General features: G+C 62.0%; 16 protein-coding genes. 6 read left to right on the forward strand and 10 right to left on the reverse strand.

Features of this window, described 5'->3' with window-relative positions:
* The 4 genes from ACE3OH_RS07945 to ACE3OH_RS07960 form a co-directional block, all read right to left on the reverse strand.
* On the reverse strand, positions 1-1,671 hold a 1,671-nt coding region (locus ACE3OH_RS07945; protein ID WP_374350511.1), incomplete at its 3' end, for a hypothetical protein.
* Positions 1,672-1,810: 139 nt separating this feature from the next.
* Positions 1,811-2,806, reverse strand: a complete 996-nt coding sequence (locus ACE3OH_RS07950) for an NAD-dependent epimerase (protein ID WP_374350515.1) — start codon at positions 2,804-2,806, stop codon at positions 1,811-1,813.
* A gap of 91 nt (positions 2,807-2,897) precedes the next feature.
* Positions 2,898-3,707, reverse strand: a complete 810-nt coding sequence (locus tag ACE3OH_RS07955) for a glycosyltransferase family 2 protein (protein WP_374350518.1) — start codon at positions 3,705-3,707, stop codon at positions 2,898-2,900.
* A gap of 120 nt (positions 3,708-3,827) precedes the next feature.
* The gene (locus tag ACE3OH_RS07960; protein ID WP_374350520.1) at positions 3,828-4,706 is read right to left on the reverse strand and encodes a Kdo hydroxylase family protein; all 879 of its coding nucleotides are present in this window, start codon (positions 4,704-4,706) and stop codon (positions 3,828-3,830) included.
* Between the two features lie 499 nt (positions 4,707-5,205).
* Between ACE3OH_RS07960 and ACE3OH_RS07965 the strand changes: the two genes are divergently transcribed.
* Together ACE3OH_RS07965 and ACE3OH_RS07970 are read left to right on the forward strand one after the other, a co-directional pair.
* Entirely contained in the window at positions 5,206-6,972 is a 1,767-nt protein-coding gene (locus ACE3OH_RS07965; protein WP_374350523.1) for a DUF885 domain-containing protein, read from the forward strand.
* Positions 6,973-7,103: 131 nt separating this feature from the next.
* Positions 7,104-7,715 carry a hemolysin III family protein gene (locus ACE3OH_RS07970; protein ID WP_374350525.1) on the forward strand — a complete coding sequence of 204 codons (612 nt, stop codon included), beginning with the start codon at positions 7,104-7,106 and terminating at the stop codon, positions 7,713-7,715.
* Positions 7,716-7,756: 41 nt separating this feature from the next.
* Here ACE3OH_RS07970 and ACE3OH_RS07975 read toward each other — a convergent pair whose 3' ends face one another.
* The 3 genes from ACE3OH_RS07975 to ACE3OH_RS07985 form a co-directional block, all read right to left on the reverse strand.
* On the reverse strand, positions 7,757-8,563 hold the full coding sequence (locus ACE3OH_RS07975; RefSeq protein WP_374350527.1) for a transporter substrate-binding domain-containing protein: 807 nt from the start codon (positions 8,561-8,563) through the stop codon (positions 7,757-7,759).
* A gap of 169 nt (positions 8,564-8,732) precedes the next feature.
* The gene (purD, locus tag ACE3OH_RS07980; protein WP_374350529.1) at positions 8,733-10,016 is read right to left on the reverse strand and encodes a phosphoribosylamine--glycine ligase; all 1,284 of its coding nucleotides are present in this window, start codon (positions 10,014-10,016) and stop codon (positions 8,733-8,735) included.
* 133 nt (positions 10,017-10,149) lie between these two features.
* A complete protein-coding gene (locus ACE3OH_RS07985) occupies positions 10,150-10,542 on the reverse strand; it encodes a hypothetical protein (RefSeq protein WP_374350531.1) in 393 nt (130 codons plus the stop codon).
* 155 nt (positions 10,543-10,697) lie between these two features.
* On the opposite strand from ACE3OH_RS07985, the gene waaC reads away from it, so the two are divergent.
* On the forward strand, positions 10,698-11,654 hold the full coding sequence (waaC, locus tag ACE3OH_RS07990; RefSeq protein ID WP_374350534.1) for a lipopolysaccharide heptosyltransferase I: 957 nt from the start codon (positions 10,698-10,700) through the stop codon (positions 11,652-11,654).
* Positions 11,651-12,904 carry a lipid IV(A) 3-deoxy-D-manno-octulosonic acid transferase gene (gene waaA, locus ACE3OH_RS07995; protein ID WP_374350537.1) on the forward strand — a complete coding sequence of 418 codons (1,254 nt, stop codon included), beginning with the start codon at positions 11,651-11,653 and terminating at the stop codon, positions 12,902-12,904. Before waaC ends, waaA begins: the two co-directional genes overlap by 4 nt.
* Here waaA and ACE3OH_RS08000 read toward each other — a convergent pair.
* Positions 12,893-13,342 carry a DciA family protein gene (locus tag ACE3OH_RS08000; RefSeq protein ID WP_374350540.1) on the reverse strand — a complete coding sequence of 150 codons (450 nt, stop codon included), beginning with the start codon at positions 13,340-13,342 and terminating at the stop codon, positions 12,893-12,895. The two genes, waaA and ACE3OH_RS08000, sit on opposite strands and share 12 nt — an antisense overlap.
* A gap of 50 nt (positions 13,343-13,392) precedes the next feature.
* Between ACE3OH_RS08000 and ACE3OH_RS08005 the strand changes: the two genes are divergently transcribed.
* Positions 13,393-14,304 (forward strand): M23 family metallopeptidase, encoded by a 912-nt coding sequence (locus ACE3OH_RS08005; protein ID WP_374350543.1) that lies wholly within the window; start codon positions 13,393-13,395, stop codon positions 14,302-14,304.
* Between the two features lie 171 nt (positions 14,305-14,475).
* Complete coding sequence (gene secA, locus ACE3OH_RS08010) at positions 14,476-17,226, forward strand: preprotein translocase subunit SecA (RefSeq protein WP_374350546.1); 2,751 nt, start codon at positions 14,476-14,478, stop codon at positions 17,224-17,226.
* Between the two features lie 92 nt (positions 17,227-17,318).
* On the opposite strand, the gene ACE3OH_RS08015 is transcribed toward secA, so the two are convergent.
* Together ACE3OH_RS08015 and ACE3OH_RS08020 are read right to left on the reverse strand one after the other, a co-directional pair.
* A complete protein-coding gene (locus tag ACE3OH_RS08015; protein ID WP_374350548.1) occupies positions 17,319-17,924 on the reverse strand; it encodes a response regulator transcription factor in 606 nt (201 codons plus the stop codon).
* Positions 17,925-17,978: 54 nt separating this feature from the next.
* A partial coding sequence (locus ACE3OH_RS08020) for a sensor histidine kinase (protein WP_374350550.1) occupies positions 17,979-19,037 on the reverse strand: 1,059 nt, incomplete at its 5' end.

A 19,037-nucleotide genomic window follows, 5' to 3' on the forward strand; every position in this document is an offset into this window, starting at 1 on the left:
CAGTTCATTCTGGTCGGCCGCATTGAATGGCACATACATCTTTACCCGGAACAGACGATAGATGCTGGCGTCGATCGGTTTGTCATTGCGCTGCGAGATCAGGTAAACCGCCGGATCGCTGGAATTGGCGCCGGGCGGTGCCGGCGTATTGGTGCCGCGCAGGAAGTGGCCAGTCACACCAAGCTCGGGAATGCTGGTGACAAAGTCGGCACTACTCAAATTATCGAGCCGCGGCGTCGATAAGCGGCTGCGCATATCCCAAGGCTGGCCCAGTACGGTGCGCGCATAGTCATTGCCCGATTTGAACGAGGGCGCCAGCAGGTTGATTTTGGGCGGGTTGTTGACCTTGACCGTATCGCTCAGATAGGCAACCGTGGTGTCGGGCGCGGTATTGCTCTTGCCCAGACGTACCGACACCAGCTTGACCACTGCACCACTGGCATTCGGTCCGATCAGTGGATTGATCTGCAAGGTGCGTATCTGTCCGGTCCAGGTGGCGTTTTGCCCCAGATCGATCACATATTCGTTCAGGCCCGCCTTCAGTGGGGTGAAGTTATTGTGCGATACCGGCGACACCGGCTGCTCGCCCCAGTAAACCAGCAGGCCGGCCGTCTGCGCCGGCAGCACCGGGATATCCATTTTCACCCGCAGGTAGCGATACTTGGCCGCATCGATCGGCCGGGAGGCCGGCACATCGAGCAGCAGCGCGCTGCCGGTACTGGTCAGCGTGCCTTCGAACTGGCCGTTCTTGATGCCTTCCAGGGTCCAGCCACTGCGCGACGCCCAGTTGAAATCGAGCAGGCTCTTGAAATCCCAGGCGGCACCGCGCGCAAACAGCGCATAGTCATCATCGGCGATCGGCGCCACCTTGTAGCTACCCGGCGCGAGACTGGACAGATCGAAACTGCCATCGCTGCCCGGCGCCACGGCGGCAATGGATGATTTGCTGCTGTCCACCGCATCGCTGAGCACGATGGCGGCCTTGTTCAACCGGCTGTCCTTGAGGCGCGAGCCGGTATCGGCCGGATCGACCAGCCGCACCCAGGCCAGCTTGAACGGGGTATTGCAGCTGAAGGTCGCACTGGCACCAAGGCAAGGGTCGATGCGCAGTCCGGCCATCTTGCCAGTCCACGGGCCGGCCCAGCGCTGATTCGGACTGGCCTTCAGACTGGCCAGATCCAGGGTGTAAAGATGCCAGCCCGGATAGACATTGAACAGCGCCGACTCGCTATAGCCGGCATCGAACTGGGCAATGGTGTCGCCACCCACATGCCATACCACCCGACCCAGCCTATCCCCGGTCGGCAGCGTGTCCGGCAGCCACATATAGAAGGACAGCTTCGAGTAGCGGCTGGCGTCGATCAGCTGCTTGGGCTTGTCCAGGGTGGCGGTGGACGAGGGTATCTGCGGATACAGGGCCCAGTAGTGCGGGTCGGTATCGCGCGGGGTGCCGGTGAATACCCTGCCGCTGACCGTCGCCGCCTGTAGATTGTGGGTCCACAAGAGCGGGTAGACCACGCTCGGGTCGCTCATATCCCAGGGCTGGTTCAGCTCCACCGTGGCGAAGTCGGCGGCAGCGCGCACCAGGATATCGGCGGCACAGGCGGGCTGCGCCATGCCGACCAAGGCGGCGCACAACAGGGATTTCCAGCGAAGGCTGCTTGATTGCATGACGACCACTCCACAAAGCAATGATTTGCTGCGAGAACTGCATCCAGCGCGGAACGGCTGGCTGATGGCAACACCGCCTCGTTATAGGCGATGGATTCCCTCAGACAAAAGGCAGTGGCCGCCCATATTGCGGCGCTGCTTACGCAGCGTGGTAGCGGCGATACCAGTCAACAAAGCGCGCCAGGCCCTCGCGCAAAGGCGTCGACGGCGCAAAGCCGGTCATCGTGTGTAATTCACCGGTGTCGGCATAGGTGGCCGGCACATCACCCGCCTGCATGGCAACAAATTCCTTGATCGCCGGCTGCCCGATGGCAGCTTCCAGCGTGTCGATAAAGGTCAGCAAAGGTACTGGTGAATGGTTGCCAATGTTCAACAAACGCCACGGCGCCCAGCTCTGGTCGGCCCGTGAACCATCACCACCCGGCGCAGGAGGTTGTGGCAGCAGCTTGACCACGCCATCGACAATATCGTCGATATAGGTGAAATCGCGCTGCAACATGCCATGGTTGAACACCCGAATCGGCTCGCCCGCCAAAATGGCGCGGGTGAACAGCCAGGGCGCCATATCGGGCCGGCCCCATGGGCCATACACGGTGAAAAAACGCAGGCCGGTGCACGGAATGCCGTAAAGATGGGCATAGGCATGGGCCATCGCCTCATTGGCCTTCTTGGTGGCGGCGTAAAAGCTGACCGGATGATCGGTGCAGTCGGTCTCAGTAAACGGCACCTTCTCGTTCTGGCCGTAGACGCTGGAAGTGCTGGCATAGATCAGATGCTGCACCGGATGCTGGCGGCACGCTTCCAGCAGATTGGTAAAGGCGACGATATTGGCCTGCACATAGGCATGCGGGTTTTGCAGCGAATAGCGGACGCCCGCCTGGGCCGCCAGATGGATCACCGCATCGAAGCGCTCGGCGGCAAACAGGGCCAGCAGCGCCGCATGGTCCACCATGTCCAGCCGCACAAAGCGAAAGTCGGCCAGCGGCGCCAGTTGGGCCAGCCGCGCCTCCTTGAGGCTGACCGGGTAATAGTCGTTCAGGCTGTCGATGCCGACCACCGTATGGCCTGCTGCGCACAGCGCCTGCGCCGTATGCATGCCGATAAAGCCGGCGGCGCCGGTAAGCAGGATTTTCATGGTTGTTCCGTCAATGCGCAAAAATGCGCGCAAAAGCGCTGATCACACCGGCTGGCCGGGCAAGGCTGGATACAAAAACAGGTCGGCGCCATCATGTCGATTTGGCTCCTGGCGTGGGCGCGCCCCGCTCGGGGCTTGCGGCAGGCTCGCCAACGGCCCGCCAGCGCGCCATCAGCTTGGCGTACTTCACAAAGGCAAAGAAGCTGCCAATGGCGATATGGGCAAAGCCGGCCGCACCATCGAGAAAACCGAGCCGGAAAACGTAAAAACGCACAAAGCGGGTCAGCGGTGACAACAGCAACTTGCCGGGGCCAGCCCGCTTGCCAGCGGCAAACAGGGCATCGGCCTGCAGATCGGTATAGCGGTTCTGCTTGGCCAGATAGCTGCTCAGGTCCTCGGCCGAATCATGCAGCAGGTCGCCGCGCAGATGGCCGATGCGAGCGTGGCTGACCACCACCTTCTCGTGTACCGCATCGTCGCTCCAGTGGGCGCGGCTGCGGTCGAACAGGCGCAGGCATGGGTCGGGGTAGGCCTCGCCATGCTTGAGATAGCGACCAAAAAAGCGATTGCGCCGGTTAAACCGGTACGCCGGGCAATCAGGCTGGACCAGCACGGCGGCAATGCTGGCAGCAAGCTCCGGCGTCAGTCGCTCGTCCGCATCGAGGCACAGCACCCAGTCATTGCGCGCCAGGGCCACCGCCGCGTGCTTTTGCGGGCCGAAACCAGCAAATGGCTGCACGACAAACCGTGCGCCATGGCGCTTGGCAATGGCAGCGGTCGCGTCATCACTACCGGAATCGAGCACGACGATATCGTCCACCAGCGCACGCGCGGAGGCGAGGCAAGCATCGAGCTGGCTGGCGGCATTGCGGGTGATCAGGACAAGCGAGAGGGCAGACATGGCCGCGATTGTAGCCGGGCAGGCGTTACAGCGCGATGCAGTCACCGTTTTCCACTGGGCGAGGTAAGGGCAGGCGAGTCATCACGTCCGCGCCTGGCGTTGCCGGCTGGGCAATCCGGCTCAGGCCACCAGCCGATAGCCACGCATCCGCTCCAGCACCCGCAAGGGCGAGCATTCCGGATGGTGCAGGCCATTCACCGGCAGGTGCAGGGTCTGCTCGAACATGAATTGCCCGCCCATCGCTGCATGCGGGGTCTGATCGGAGAAGCACACCCAGGTGCTGCCGGGCGGAAAGCCGAAGGCCAGCTGCGGCGAATTGGCCTGGTAGTCGGGGTCGGCCTTCATGCGGTCGTGCAGCTGCAGCATGATGTGGTCGTATTCGCTGCGCCGCGATTTGGTAATGTGCAAGGCATTCATCAGGGCTGCGCTACCCGGCAGCGGGCGCCCGATCTGACCAAGGTAGCGCGCCGCCACATCATCGAACCGTTGCCCGACCCGCCACTGGCGCGGCTCGCCCTGCGGATTCACGTTATTGAACACGCGCAGGATGCGTTCGCCATGATTGGGGCGCGAGGGAAAGGCATCGACATGGAGGCGGCTGTCATCCTTGCGCCAGGAGCTGACGCGCCCCTCTACCCGGCTGGGCCGGAAGCTGGTCTGGGCAATGCGCAAATGCTGGCGATAGTGCGGAAACAAGCTAGTGATCAGATTGATGCTGCTTTCGCGATAGCGCTTGACCATGGCCTTGAGCGCTGCCAGATCGGCCGCGTCGCCCTGTGCGCCCTTGAGTTTGTCGATGGCGCCGTCATAGCCGATATTCTTGGCCTTGCCGTCTGACCAGGCTGGCGACAGAAAGCGCTGCTCCGCTTCGCTCATGGCAAAGGCCAGCTTCGGAAAATACAGCACCTTGCCATCTTCCAGCGCAGCGGCCAGCGCCGCGCTGTCGACGCCATTCGCTTGCCAGTCATCCAGTTCAACGCTGATTAGCCGCTCTTGCATGGTGATTCAACCCTATTGCCATTTCGAATTCGCGCAAGGCTAACAAAAATGGGCTCGTCCGGGTTTGCGCCATGGCAAACAAATACTGGCGCAGGCCTGGGCTCTGTTGACGTTTTGCCGACGGTCGCGCCGGGTCGAGTTTTGCGGTAAATCAAGGCGGAATGGGTGCGGCATAAGGGGTTACGCAAGCGAATGACAACGCGGAGTTACCGCAAAACTCGGCCCGGCCCTGTGGGTTACGCCGGAAAACCACCAGGCGCTGTGTTGTTGCGCACTGAGGTAGATCACTACCTTGCGTGCACAACGCCTTGCGCCTGGCGGCTTTCCGACGAAACGCGATCCGCCGGCAAAACGTCAACAGAGCCTGGCACGGTGCGCCAGCATTCGTGCCGGCTAGCGTGGCACTCGTGCCAAAATTGCCACGCCTTGTCGCAGGCGACTGTGCGCCCCCGATCGGGCTGCCTACTGTTGCGCACCCGCTTACCCACCGGACAACACAATGAAACAAAACGCACTACCCATCCTGATGCGCGCCCTGCTGTTGATCGGCATGGCCTCGGCCACCCTTGCCGCACCGGCCACCTGGATTGCCCGCAGCAATCAGCTTGCCGAGCCGGTGTTGCAGGCGATCGCCCGCTTCGACCCGGAAATGGCTTCGATGACCGGCAAGGAGGACTACGACACCGAGGTGGTCGATCTCAAGCCGCAGCGCTATGAGCGCATATCCGCCAGCAACCGCCAGCTTCTGGGCAGTTTGCGCGCCCAGCTCGGCGCGGAAACGGACAGCCATGTGCGTCAGGACATTCAGATCATGATCGACATGCTGGAGCGCCAGGACGAGTCGGCCAAGCTGCAGCACGAAGTGATGCTCGACTATCTGAATGTGCCGGAACGCGTGTTTTCCGGCCTGCGCACCTTGCTAGACAGCCGCAATCGCCCCGAGAGGCAGGCCAAGGCGCTGATCCGCCTCAAGCGCTATGCCGGGCTGGAGCCGGGCTTTCGCCCCATGACCGAATTGGCGCGACAGGCCCAGCAGGAAGCGCTAGCCCGCCCCGGCCTGACCGGCCCTTACCGCCAGGATGTGCTGCGCGGCCTCGACAATACCGAAGCGTATATCAAGGGGCTGGAAGCCGAATTCACCAAGTGCAAGCTCGATGGCTGGCAGGCACCACTGGCAACCCTCGCTAGCCAGTTGCGCGAGCACAATGCCTGGCTGCGCACCGCCCTGTTGCCACGCACACGCAACGAGGCCAAGCTGCCGGCTGCCATTTATGCCGACAATCTGCGCGAGAAAGGGGTCGACATCTCGCCGGAAAACCTGATCGAGCGCGCCAGCGCCGACTATCTGGAAGTACGCGACCAGATGCAGGTATTAGCCACGCGTATCGCCGCCGAGCGCAACCTGCCCGCAAGCGACTATCGCAATGTGATCCGCGAACTGAAAAAGAAACAGTTAGCCCCGGATGCAGTGCTTCCGATGTATTGGCAGCGCCTGCGCGACATCGAAGCGATTGTCCGGCGCGAACAATTGCTCACCCTGCCCGATCGCCAGCCCGCCATCCGCCTGGCCAGCGAAGCCGAGTCGGCCCAACAGCCGGCGCCGCGCATGTCGCCGCCACGTTTTTTTGGCAATACCGGCGAGCGCGGCGAGTTCGTTCTTCCCACCAGCAATCCGAACGCCAAAGAGGGCGGTCGCTACGACGATTTCAGCCACGAGTCGGCAACCTGGACCCTGGCCGCCCACGAGGCACGGCCGGGCCACGAGCTGCAGTTTGCCGCCATGATCGAGCAGGGCGTATCGATACCGCGCTCGCTGTTTGCCTTCAATAGCGCCAATGTCGAAGGCTGGGCCCTGTATTGCGAAGCCATGATGCTGCCGTATATGCCGGCCGAGGGGCAGCTGTTCTCCCTGCAGGCGCGCCTGCAGAGAATGGCCCGCGCCTTTCTCGACCCGATGGTGAACCTGGGTCGCATCTCGCCCGAGGGCGCCAAGCAGTTCCTGATGGACGATGTGGTGCTGTCCGATGCCATGGCACAGCAGGAAGCCGACCGCTACGCCTTCCGCGACCCCGGCCAGGCAACCGCCTACTACTACGGCTATGTACAGTTGCGCAGCCTGCGCCAGCAGACCGAAATCGCACTGGGCAAACGCTTCAATCTGCGCGCCTTCAACGACTTTGTCATCGCCCAAGGACTCTTACCACCCGCCTTGCTGAAAAAGGCGGTGATGGAGGAATTCGTGCCGGCGCAGGCCCACAAAGGCTAAGCAGCAAGCGCCGCCTGGATGGGCGCGCGCGACCGCCATCAGTCTGTCACACAGCCCGGCGTAGACTGGGCTGCGAGCGCACATAGGCAGCCGATTCCGGTATGCGGACCGTGCCCGGCGGCGGAGGTTGCATGCAATACGGCGAGCGCTTCAATAGCCTGACCCACCTTTTTGGCACCATCCTGGCCCTGATCGGCGCCGTTGCGCTGATCAGGCTGGCGGCGCAAGCGGGCGACCCGTGGAAGCTGGCCAGCTTCAGCGTATTCAGCATCAGCATGGTGTTGCTGTATGGCGCCTCCACCCTGTACCACGGCAGCTGGGGTGCCATCAAACAGCGGCTGGCCAAGCTCGACCATTGCGCCATCTTTGTGCTGATTGCTGGCAGCTATACCCCGTTCACCCTGGTAACGCTGCGTGGCGCCTGGGGCTGGTCTTTGTTTGGTGCAATCTGGGGGCTGGCCTTGCTCGGCATCGCGCGCGAGCTTTGGTGGACGCGTCGCCCATCGCCTTCGGTGGCGCTGTATGTGCTGATGGGCTGGGCCGGCTTGTGCGCACTGGGGCCGTTACACGCCCGCCTGAGCAGTGCCGGTCTGCTCTGGCTTGGCCTTGGCGCCGGCCTGTATACGATCGGGATCGTGTTTTACCGGCTGGGCAAGCGCTGGCGCCATTCCCACGGGGTGTGGCATCTGTTTGTGCTGGGTGGCACGGCCAGTCATTTCTATACCGTACTGAATTTTGTCTGATCCACAGCAACAAGCCCGCGGAGGCGGGCTTGTCGATATGCTTACTTTGAATTGATCTTGAACAGGCGCATCAACGGCGCACTGGTTTGCGGCCCGAACCAGCGATCAAAAATCCGCTGCGCTTCACCCGACTGCTCCATACCCACCAGCGTATCGTTCACTTCCTTTTGCAAGCGCTTCTCGCCCTTGCGCATTGCCACGCCATACACCTCGATGGAAATGCTGACATCGGTGATCTCGAACTGAGCCTTGTTGGCCATCTTGTTCAGCTGGCCAGCGAGGATAGGCTCATCGGTCGACACTGCATCGAGCTGGCCTTGGCCCAGTGCATGGAAGGCCAGGTCGTAGTCCTCGAACAACACTACCTTGGCATTGGGCATTTCCTTGCGCAGCTGCTTTTCCGAGGTGGAGCCCTTGACGGTGCCAATGGTGGAACGGGTCAGGTCTTCCAGGTTCTTTACCTTGCCCTTGCGCACGGCGAACTTCTGGCCGGTGACAAAATAGCCGCCGCTGAAATCCACCTGCTTTTCACGCTCGGCGTTCTTGGTCATGGTGGCAATCACCAGATCAACCTCGCGTGCCTGCAACTTGGGAATGCGCTCTGCCGAATCCACCGCCTTGGCCAACAGCTTCACGCCAAGGCGCTTGGCGATGGCGGCAGCAAAATCGATGTCATAGCCGGAGATGGTCTGGGTCTTGGGGTCGAGCACACCAAATGGCGGTGTTGCATCTTTCACCCCGACTATCAGGGTACCGCGCGCTTTGATTTCATCGAGATCGTCGGCGATGGCGGGCGAAGCCAGCGTAACCATCCACAACAAGGACACAGCCAGTGCTTTGAAATTCATGGGTTTCTCCTGAAGAAGGCACTGGCAATATTGCCAATGTCATGTGGCGCGCGACAATAGCGATTGAATATATTTTTCGCCATTAGGGTTTAGCGTAGCCGTTCATCGGCAATAAAAAAGCCCGCGCTGATGCGCGGGCTGACCTATCGGGCCCGGCAGGCCCGCCTGATCATACATGCGACTTGCGCGCAATCGCCCGGTAGCCGATATCGCTGCGGTACTGCATGCCATCGAACTGGATATCGGTAATCACTTCATAAGCCCGCTTTTGCGCCATCTTGACGCTGTCGCCCAGGGCGGTGACGCATAGAACCCGGCCACCGTTGGTGACAACCTGGCCATCCTGCTCCGCCGTTCCGGCATGAAACACCAGCACGTCTTCGGCATGCTCGGACGGCAGGCCGCGAATGACATCGCCCTTGCGAGGCGCTTCCGGATAGCCTTGCGCGGCCATCACCACGCCCAGCGCGACACGGCGGTCCCACTCGGCCTCAGCCTGATCGAGGCTGCCGTTGACACCGTGTTCGAGCAAGCCCACCAGATCCGACTTAAGGCGCGCCATGATGGGCTGGGTTTCCGGGTCGCCCATGCGGCAGTTGAATTCAACCACCTTGACTGCCCCTTCCTCATCCACCATCAGGCCGGCATACAAAAAGCCGGTGTAAGGGATGCCGTCGCGGGCCATGCCGGCCACGGTGGGCAGGATCACCTCGCGCATGGCGCGGGCGTGCACTTCCGGCGTCACTACCGGTGCAGGCGAGTATGCGCCCATACCGCCGGTATTCGGGCCCTCGTCATGGTCTTTCAGCCGCTTGTGATCCTGACTGCTGGCCAGGGCCATTACATGCTTGCCATCCACCATCACGATAAAGCTGGCCTCTTCGCCGACCAGGAAGTCTTCGATCACCACCCGCGCGCCCGCGTCACCCATCATATTGTCGAGCAACATGCTGTCGATGGCGGCATGGGCTTCGGCCAATGTCATCGCCACAATCACGCCCTTGCCGGCAGCGAGGCCGTCGGCCTTGATGACGATGGGCGCACCGCGCTGCGCCACATAGACATGGGCGGCTTCGGCGCTGGCAAAAGTCTGGTACTGCGCAGTGGGAATGCCGTGCCGGCTCATGAAGGCCTTGGCAAAGTCCTTGGACGATTCCAGCTGTGCCGCAGCCTGGGTGGGGCCGAAAATCTTCAGGCCGGCGGCGCGGAAGGCATCGACCACGCCAGCGGCAAGCGGCGCCTCCGGCCCGACCACGGTGAGGGCGATATGCTCACGCTGGGCAAAGGCCAGCAATTGATCGATGTCGGTAATGGCGACATTGGTCAGGCCAGCCTCCCGTGCGGTGCCTGGATTGCCAGGCGCCACAAAAACCTTGGCGACCCGGTCGGACTGCGCAATTTTCCAGGCCAGCGCGTGCTCACGGCCGCCGGCGCCAATGACGAGAACATTCATGTTGCAACCTTGTCAGGGTGTAAGAAGTAAGGCGTGAGGAGTATTGCGACATCTCACGCCTGACGGCTCACGATGGATCAAACCTGCATTGTAGAGTGCGGAGCAAGCCGAGGGCCAAATCGGCGCGGCGACATCAGTGACTGCGCAACGAACGCAGCAGCAGGCCGAGACCGCCAGCAGTCAGCACCAGGATCACGATCAGATCGAAGGCGCTCATGCTGCGAAAACTGAACTGGATCGAGGCAATCACCGCGAAAACCAATGCCACCAGCGAACCTGCGGCAAGCAACCAGCCAATTACATTGCGGGCATTGTAGAAAACCATGCCAACCCCGAGCAGGAAGGGCAGCATCACCATGCCGGAGGTCAGGCTGTATCCGCCATACAGGCCGAACAAGGGCGTGGCAAAACCAAAGCTGCTGCTGATATGTATGGCGTTGAGCAGCAGATAAGCGCCGCCGCAGAACATGATCAGGCCCAGCAAGAACTGGCCACTTCCCCCCGGCGTTCCGCCCGCTCCGCGCATATTGCCCCCTCGAACTGGCCTTGATCGGCTCAACAGGCCGACATTGTAAAGGCGGATTCGATTCTGTGAAGCAAGCTATCGTCTTAGCCCCGTTAATCCGGACGTGCGCCGGCATGCCGATCGGCGCGGGCTGGGCATGCTGTTAAAATCGACTCATGCCGAAAATCCTCTTGGTGCGCCTGTCGTCGATGGGTGACGTGATCCACAACCTGCCTGCGGTCAGCGATCTGATCGAACACTACCCCAATGCCGAAATCGACTGGGTAGTCGAAGAAGGTTTTGTCGAGCTGCCGGCCTTGCATCCGGCGATACACCGGATTATCCCGTTTGCCCTGCGGCGCTGGCGCCGCCAGCGCTTCGATGCAGCCAGCCGCGCCGAGATGCGCAATTTGCGCGCGACACTGCGCACTGCGCGCTACGACCTGGTGATCGATTCGCAATGCCTGGTGAAAAGTGCGCTGGTTGCGCGTCTGAGCAAGGCACCGATTTGCGGCATGGACTGGCGCAGCGCACGCGAGCCGCTGGCCAGCCGGTTTTATGACCGTCGCATCGACGTGCCATGGAGCCTCAATGCGGTGCTGCGCTATCGGCGCCTGCATGCGCAAGCATTGGGCTATGCAGCAGATGGCCCGATCAACTACGGCATTCAGGCAGCTGCGCTGTCCCTGCCTTGGTGTGCACCGTCTCCTTATGCGGTGCTGCTGACCGCCACCAGCCGCGACGACAAATTATGGCCAGAGGCCGACTGGATCGCGCTGGGCAAGCGTCTGCAGGCCGATGGGCTTGGCCTCGTGCTGCCCTGGGGCAATCCGGTCGAAGAGGCGCGTGCGCAGCGCATAGCGGCCGGCCTGCCCGGTGCAGTAGTGGCGCCCAGGCTCAGCCTGTCGGAAGCGGCGCGCCTGCTGGCCGATGCGCGCCTTGCCATTGGTGTCGATACCGGTCTTGCCCATCTGGCGGCAGCACTGAGCGTGCCGGTGGTTGCGCTGTACACCAGCACCGACCCAGCCGCTACCGGGGTGATCGCCGAGCGCAACGCCGTCAATCTGGGCGGCATCGGCCAGCGTCCCGAGCCGCAGGCGGTGCATGCTGCCGCCCAGGCACTGCTCGCATGATGTGGCGTCGCCTCTACGGCTTGCTGTGGTATGCGGTATTGCCGCTAGCCTTTGCCTATCTGTGGCGACGCGGCATCAAGCAACCTGATTACCGCCTGCACTGGCGCGAGCGCCTGGGCTTTTACCCGCAACGCCCGGCGGGGCCGTTGATCTGGCTGCATGCGGTATCGGTCGGCGAGACCCGTGCCGCCCTGCCTATCGTGCGCGCCTTGCAGGAGCGCTATCCGCAGCACCGGATTCTGCTGACGCAGATGACGCCGACCGGCCGCGATACCGCCCGCTCCCTGTATGGCGACACGGTGCTGCTCGCCTACCTGCCCTACGATGTGCCGGCTGCCGCAGCGCGCTTCCTGCGCCATTTCCAACCTGAGTTCGGCGTACTGATGGAGATGGAAATCTGGCCCAATCTCTTGCATGCCGCGAAGCGACGGGGACTACCGGTCTATCTGGTCAATGCCCGCCTGTCTGCGCGATCGGCCGATGGCTACCGCAAAGTGGCCGCCCTGGTGCGACCAGCCCTGGCCAGTCTGGCTGGCGTGGCCGCGCAAGGCACAGCCGACGCGGCGCGCTTGCAGTCGCTGGGCGCTGCTGCGCCCTTGATCTGCGGCAATATCAAGTTCGATTTCGCTATCGACACCGAGCTGCAGGCATTGGGGCGACACTGGCGCAAGCAGATCGGCGATCGGCCGGTGTGGATTGCCGCCAGCACGCGCGAGGGTGAAGAGGTGCTGCTGCTCGACGCGTTAGCTGGCGCCAGCCTGCCGGAAAATGCCTTGCTGATCCTGGTGCCGCGTCATCCGCAACGATTTGACGAGGTCGCCAGGCTGCTCGCCATGCGAGACATCCCTTACCTGCGGCGCTCGCACTGGTCAGGCGAGACGCCTGTTCCTGCGCAAACCGCCGTCTTGCTTGGCGACAGCATGGGCGAGATGGCGGCCTATCTCGCCGCTGCCGATGTGGCGGTGATGGGCGGCAGCCTGCTCGACTACGGTTGCCAAAGCCCGATCGAGCCATGCGCCCAAGGCTTGCCGGTGCTGGTCGGTCCGTCCACCTTCAATTTCTCTGATGCGGTCGCCGATGCCGTGGCCGGCGGCGCGGCGCGGCAGTCAGACGATGTGCAGGGCGTGTTGGCAGATTTGCGACATTTGCTGAACGATGCAGCAACACGTCACAGCATGGGGCAAGCGGGAATGGCCTTTGTGCAGCAACACCGTGGCGCGCTGGCAAGGGTGATGGCGCTATTGCCCTGAACCGCTGGATGGGCGCCGTTTTGCCACCAGTTCGGCCAGCGCATCGCGCAAGGACGATGGCGGCAGCGTCTGCGCCGCCCCCTGGAGCGCATCGAGCGCTGCCGCGCTAAGTGCCAGATTTCGCTTGGGATTTCGTTGCTCGTGCGGCAGCAGCTCAACTTGAATCCGGTAGCGGATTGCGTTAACTTGCACTCCCTTTTCATTGAGCTGGTCAAGCAATCTGCCTTCCATTTGCCGCAATTTGGCCACCACGGCCTGACTGCGCGCCGATACCTGCAATACCGAGGCATCCACGCCTATCACCCGGCTCAAGCCTTGCAAGGCAAACGGCAAGGCCGCCTGCCAGCGCGACTCGAGCTGACGCTGTGCATCGGCAAGCCGATTGAGGCGGGCAAGGCTGTGGGATTCAAGCAGGCTACTGAAAGGACGGGTTGCCATGATGTGCACTGTTAACTTCAGAAAAACTGAATCGGACCGATGAAATCGTCATGAACGTGATACTGGTTTCCAATCGACTGTCGCGCGCCATTACCCTCGGGCCGCGCCATGTCTGGCTGATCGCGCTGTTTTGCGCGCTGGCACTGCTCGGCTCGCTCACCCTGGCCAGCTGGGCGACCTATACCTTTACCCGCTCCTTCGGCATCAGCCTGCCGGCCATTCCCGGCACGCCGGTCGCGCAGCAAAAGCAGATCGATCTGCTGGCGGTAAAGCTAGGCCAGATGCAGGCGCAAATGGTGCGGCTGGACGGCCTGACCCGGCGAGTGTCCGACAAGACCGGCATCGATGCCAAGCCCTTTCTCAGCAGCACCAGCGCACCGCAAGGTGGTGCCACACCGTTGCTGGCCAGCCGTCCGGTCAGCCTCAAATCCCTGCAAGCGCTCACCAGCCAGACCGACCGCCAGATCGAACTGGCCATCGATCAATTCAGCGTGGTGGATACCATCCTCACCGAGCAGCGGCAGAAGTCGTGGCAGCTGCCGGCCAATCTGCCCACCTCGTCCGGTCTGCGCTCCTCGCTATATGGCTGGCGCATCGACCCGTTCAACGGCCGGCAATCCTTCCATGAAGGCATTGATTTCATTGGCGATATCGGCACACCGATCTATGCCGCCGCCGGCGGTACGGTACTGCGGGCTGAGCGCCATGCCGAGTATGGTAATATGGTCGAGATTGACCACGGCAATGGCTTGACCAGCCGTTATGCCCATGCATCCGCGCTGCTGGTACGCGAGGGTGAAGCAGTCAAAAGCGGGCAGAAAATCGCCCTGCTTGGCAATACCGGGCGCTCTACCGGCCCGCATATGCACTTTGAAGTCCGCTACAAGGGCATTGCGCAAAATCCGCTGTATTTCCTGCATGTGGATGGCAGCCCGACAGCGACCATGGCTGCCGTGGATTGAGTTGCACTTGAAACCCGCCGTATCGCCCTGATCTTGTTCAGGAGTGATTCGGCCAAGATTGAACGACATGGCGGATCGGGCTGACCGGTCCGCCGTGTTTTTGCGCACCTGTGCGCCCTGAACCAGAGCTACCGGCCGCTGTTGGCCACTTGCAAATACGTTGGAAACACGATGATCGCTTCTCTTCTGAAGAAAGTATTCGGCAGCCGCAACGACCGGCTGCTCAAGCAATATAACGTGACGGTCCGCCGCATCAATGCGCTGGAAAGCACGGTTCAGGCACTCAGCGATAGCGACTTGCAAGCCAAGACAGCCGAGTTCCGGGCGCGCATTGCCAAGGGTGAAACGCTGGCGGCGCTGCTGCCAGAGGCTTTCGCGGTGTGCCGCGAAGCGTCCAAGCGCGTGATGAAAATGCGCCACTTCGATGTGCAGCTGATCGGCGGCATGGTGCTCAACGACGGCAAGATTGCCGAAATGCGTACCGGCGAGGGCAAGACCCTGGTCGCCACCCTGCCCGCCTATCTGAATGCCTTGAGCGGCAAGGGCGTGCATGTGGTGACGGTGAACGACTACCTGGCCCAGCGCGATGCGGCCACCATGGCGCCGCTGTACAACTTCCTCGGCCTCACGGTGGGCGTCAACCTGAGCCAGATGGCGCACCACGACAAGCAAAACGCCTATGCGGCCGACATCACCTACGGCACCAACAATGAATTCGGCTTTGACTACCTGCGCGACAATATGGTCTACGCAGTGGAAGAGCGGGTACAGCGCGGCTTGAACTTCGCCGTGGTCGATGAGGTGGACTCGATCCTGATCGATGAAGCGCGTACCCCGCTGATCATTTCCGGCCAGGCCGACGACAATATCGACCTGTATGCACGCATCAACCTGATCGCCCCCAAGCTGGTTGCGCAAGAGAAGGAAGACAGCGAAACCGGTGATTTCTGGGTGGACGAGAAGCAGCACCAGGTCATCATGTCGGAAGCCGGCCACGAGCGCGCCGAGCAATTGCTGACCGAAGCGGGCCTGCTGGCCGAGGGCGACAGCCTGTATGCCGCCTCCAATATCGGCCTGATGCACCATCTGTATGCCGCGCTGCGCGCCCACAATCTCTACCATCGCGATCGCCAGTATCTGGTGCAGAACGGCGAAGTGGTGATCATCGACGAGCACACTGGTCGTCCGATGACCGGCCGCCGCTGGAGCGAGGGCCTGCACCAGGCAGTGGAAGCCAAGGAAGGGGTGATGATCAACAAGGAAAACCAGACCCTTGCCTCGATCACCTTCCAGAACTACTTCCGCATGTACGGCAAGCTGTCCGGCATGACCGGTACCGCCGATACCGAAGCCTATGAATTCCAGCAGATCTACGGCCTGGAAACGGTGATCATCCCGACCAACCGGCCGATGGTCCGCAAGGATATGAACGACCAGGTGTTCCGCACCTTCCAGGAGAAGGTCGGCGCCATCCTGAAGGACATCAAGGATTGCCAGGATCGCGGCCAGCCGGTGCTGGTGGGCACTACCTCGGTGGAAAACTCCGAATTGCTGTCGCGCGAGCTGACAGCTGCCGGCTATCCGCACAATGTGCTCAATGCCAAGCAGCATGCCCGTGAAGCCGAGATCGTGGCGCAAGCGGGTCGCCCCGGCATGATCACCATCGCCACCAATATGGCCGGTCGCGGTACCGATATCGTGCTGGGCGGCAATGTCGAGGCGCAGATCAAGGCACTGGTCGCCAATGGCGTCGCTGGCGCCGAGCTGGAAGCGAAGTCTGCCGAATTGCGCGGCGAATGGGATGCCCTGCATGCCAAGGTGGTGGCGGCCGGCGGCCTGCACATCATCGGCACCGAGCGGCACGAAAGCCGCCGTATCGACAACCAGCTGCGCGGCCGCTCCGGCCGTCAGGGCGACCCGGGCTCCAGCCGCTTCTACCTGAGCATGGAAGACCCGCTGTTGCGCATCTTTGCCGCCGAGCGTATCGGCGCGCTGATGCAGCGCCTCAAGCTGCCGGAAGGCGAAGCGATCGAATCGGGCCTGCTCAGCCGCGCCATCGAAAACGCCCAGCGCAAGGTGGAAGGCCGCAACTTCGATATCCGCAAGCAATTGCTGGAATACGACGATGTGTCGAACGAGCAGCGCAAGGCGATCTACGCCCAGCGCAATGAGTTGCTGGATTCGACCGATATTTCGCAAACCATCGCCGCCCTGCGCGATGGCATGATCGGCGATCTGTTCGACGAACACTTGCCGCCAGGCAGCATGGAAGAGCAGTGGAATGTGCCGGCACTGGAGTTGGCTCTGGCGGAAATGCAGATCGGCATGCGCCTGAGCGAATTGCTGTCGAGCAATCCGAATATCGAGCTGGATGAATTGCGTGGCTTGGTAATCGACGGCGTACGCGCTGCCTACGACACCAAGACCGAGACGGTCGGCGCGGACATCATGCGCCACTTCGAGCGTTCGCTGATGTTGCAGATTCTCGACCAGCACTGGCGTGAACACCTGGCCTCGCTCGACCATCTGCGCCAAGGCATTCATCTGCGCAGCTATGGCCAGAAGAACCCGAAGCAGGAATACAAGCGCGAGGCCTTCGAGCTGTTTGAAGGCCTGCTGATGCAGATCCGCCGCGAAGTGGTGCATCTGGTGCTGACCCTGCAGATCCGCTCGCAAGACGATATCGCCGCGCTGGAGCAGCATGACGAGCCGCAGATGGAATTCCAGCATGCCGAATTCGATCCGAACGCCGCCATCACCAACTTTGCTGACCTGGCCAAGCTGCCACCAGGCAACGGCGTCAATCCGTTCGATGCGCCGCAAGAACACCTGCGCCAGCGCTTTGCCGGCGTTGGCCGCAACGACCCCTGCCCTTGCGGCTCCGGCGAGAAGTTCAAGCACTGTCACGGCAAGCTGAGCTGATTCCAGGCGCTGCTGTCTTACCGGCAACAGCGCTTTGGTCTGGCAAACAACAAAGCCGCCCTCGGGCGGCTTTGTTGTTTGCGAGGCACCGCTCAATCGAGCTCTTTGAGCAGGTTTGCCAGCTCCACCGCCGACTTCACCCCCATCTTTTCCAGCACGCGGGCGCGGTGCACTTCCACCGTCTTCATGCTGATCACCAGCTCGTCGGCGATCTGCTTGTTCAGCTTGCCATCGAGGAACAGCGCCATCACTTCCTTCTCGCGCGGCGTCAGATCGGCGAGGCGGCTACGTATCAGCAAGCGGTTCTGGTAGCGCTCGCGCGCCGCCACATCCAGTTCCAGGCAACGCTCGACCAGGCTGACCAGCGCATTGTCGTCGAATGGCTTCTCCAGAAAATCCACCGCGCCGAGCTTGAGCGCCGCAACGGCTTGCGGCACATCGCCATGCCCGGTCAGAAACAGGGTGGGCGGGCAATAGCCTTGCTGCAGCAAGGTCTGGAACAACTCCATGCCGCCCATGCCCGGCATGCGCAAGTCAAGCACCAGGCAGGAAAAGCGGCTTGGATCGGGGTCGGCCAGCAGGTCGGCGGCAGAGTCGAAAATGGCCAGGGTATGACTGCGCGAAGCAAACAGCCACTTCAGCGCATCGCGCACAGCAGCGTCGTCATCAACCAGGGCAATGCGGGGACTGGACAGCATGGCAATAAGTCTCTCTTGTAAGGCAATTCATGATCAAAACAGGCAACGTGGCGGCTAAACCGCCTGGACCGGGCTGTCGGCGGCCAATGGCAAGGACAGCGGCGAGTTGCTCAACGGCAGGCTGACGATAAAACAGGCACCACCACCTTCATTGGCCTCCACCCGCAAACGCCCCTGATGGTGTTCGACAATGGTGCGGCAGATATTCAAGCCCATCCCCATCCCCTCGGTCTTGGTGGTATAGAACGGGCGGAACAGCTTCTCCACATCGGCCTCGGCAATACCGGGCCCACGGTCGCTCACCGATACATCCAGCCAGTGATCGCGCTGCCGGGTACTTAGTGTCAGCACCCGCTGGGCCGGCGGGCAATCGGTCATCGCCTCGATGGCGTTCTTGCACAGATTGAACAGCACTTGCTCCAGCATCACCCGATCGGCATGCAAAACCAGGCCGTCGGCTTCGCGCTCGGTGACCAACTGCACGGCATAACGATTGAGCGGCGCGGCAAGCAGTGATAGCGCGGTATCGAGCAGATCGCCAACCTTGCAGGCCGAGCGTTTAGGCTCGCGCTTTTGCACAAATTCGCGAATGCCGCGAATGATGGCACCGGCGCGGCGCGCCTGTTCGGCGATACGGGTCAGCGCCCCTTCCAGTTCCTGCGGGGCGATCTGGCCAGCTTCCAGCAGATTGCGGCAAGCGGTGCTGTAGCTGGAAATGGCGGCCAGCGGCTGGTTCAATTCATGCGCCAGGCTGGAGGCGATCTCGCCCATGGCGATCAGACGCGCGGTCTGCTGCAGGCGCTCGTTCTGCTGGCGCTCGCGCTCGCCGGCCTGCTTGCGTTCGGTGACATCGGTGGCGATATACAGCCACACCTCGGTCTGATCCACCCACAAGGTGCTGCGGCGGTGCTGCTGATACCAACGTTCGCCTACCGGGTCGTACCACTCGCCATCGCTGCCGGCAAAGCGCAGCGGCAAGGGGCAGTGCGGTGCGTCCGGCTGATCCAGATGAAATGCCTCCTGAAAACCACGATTGCTGAGCAGCAGCTCGCCAGTCTGCCTATCGGTCACCGCTACGGCAGCATCCAGGCCATTGAGCACGGTGACGAAGCG

It is taken from the genome of Chitinimonas sp., assembly GCF_041904975.1.
Classification (GTDB): Bacteria; Pseudomonadota; Gammaproteobacteria; order Burkholderiales; family Chitinimonadaceae; genus Chitinimonas.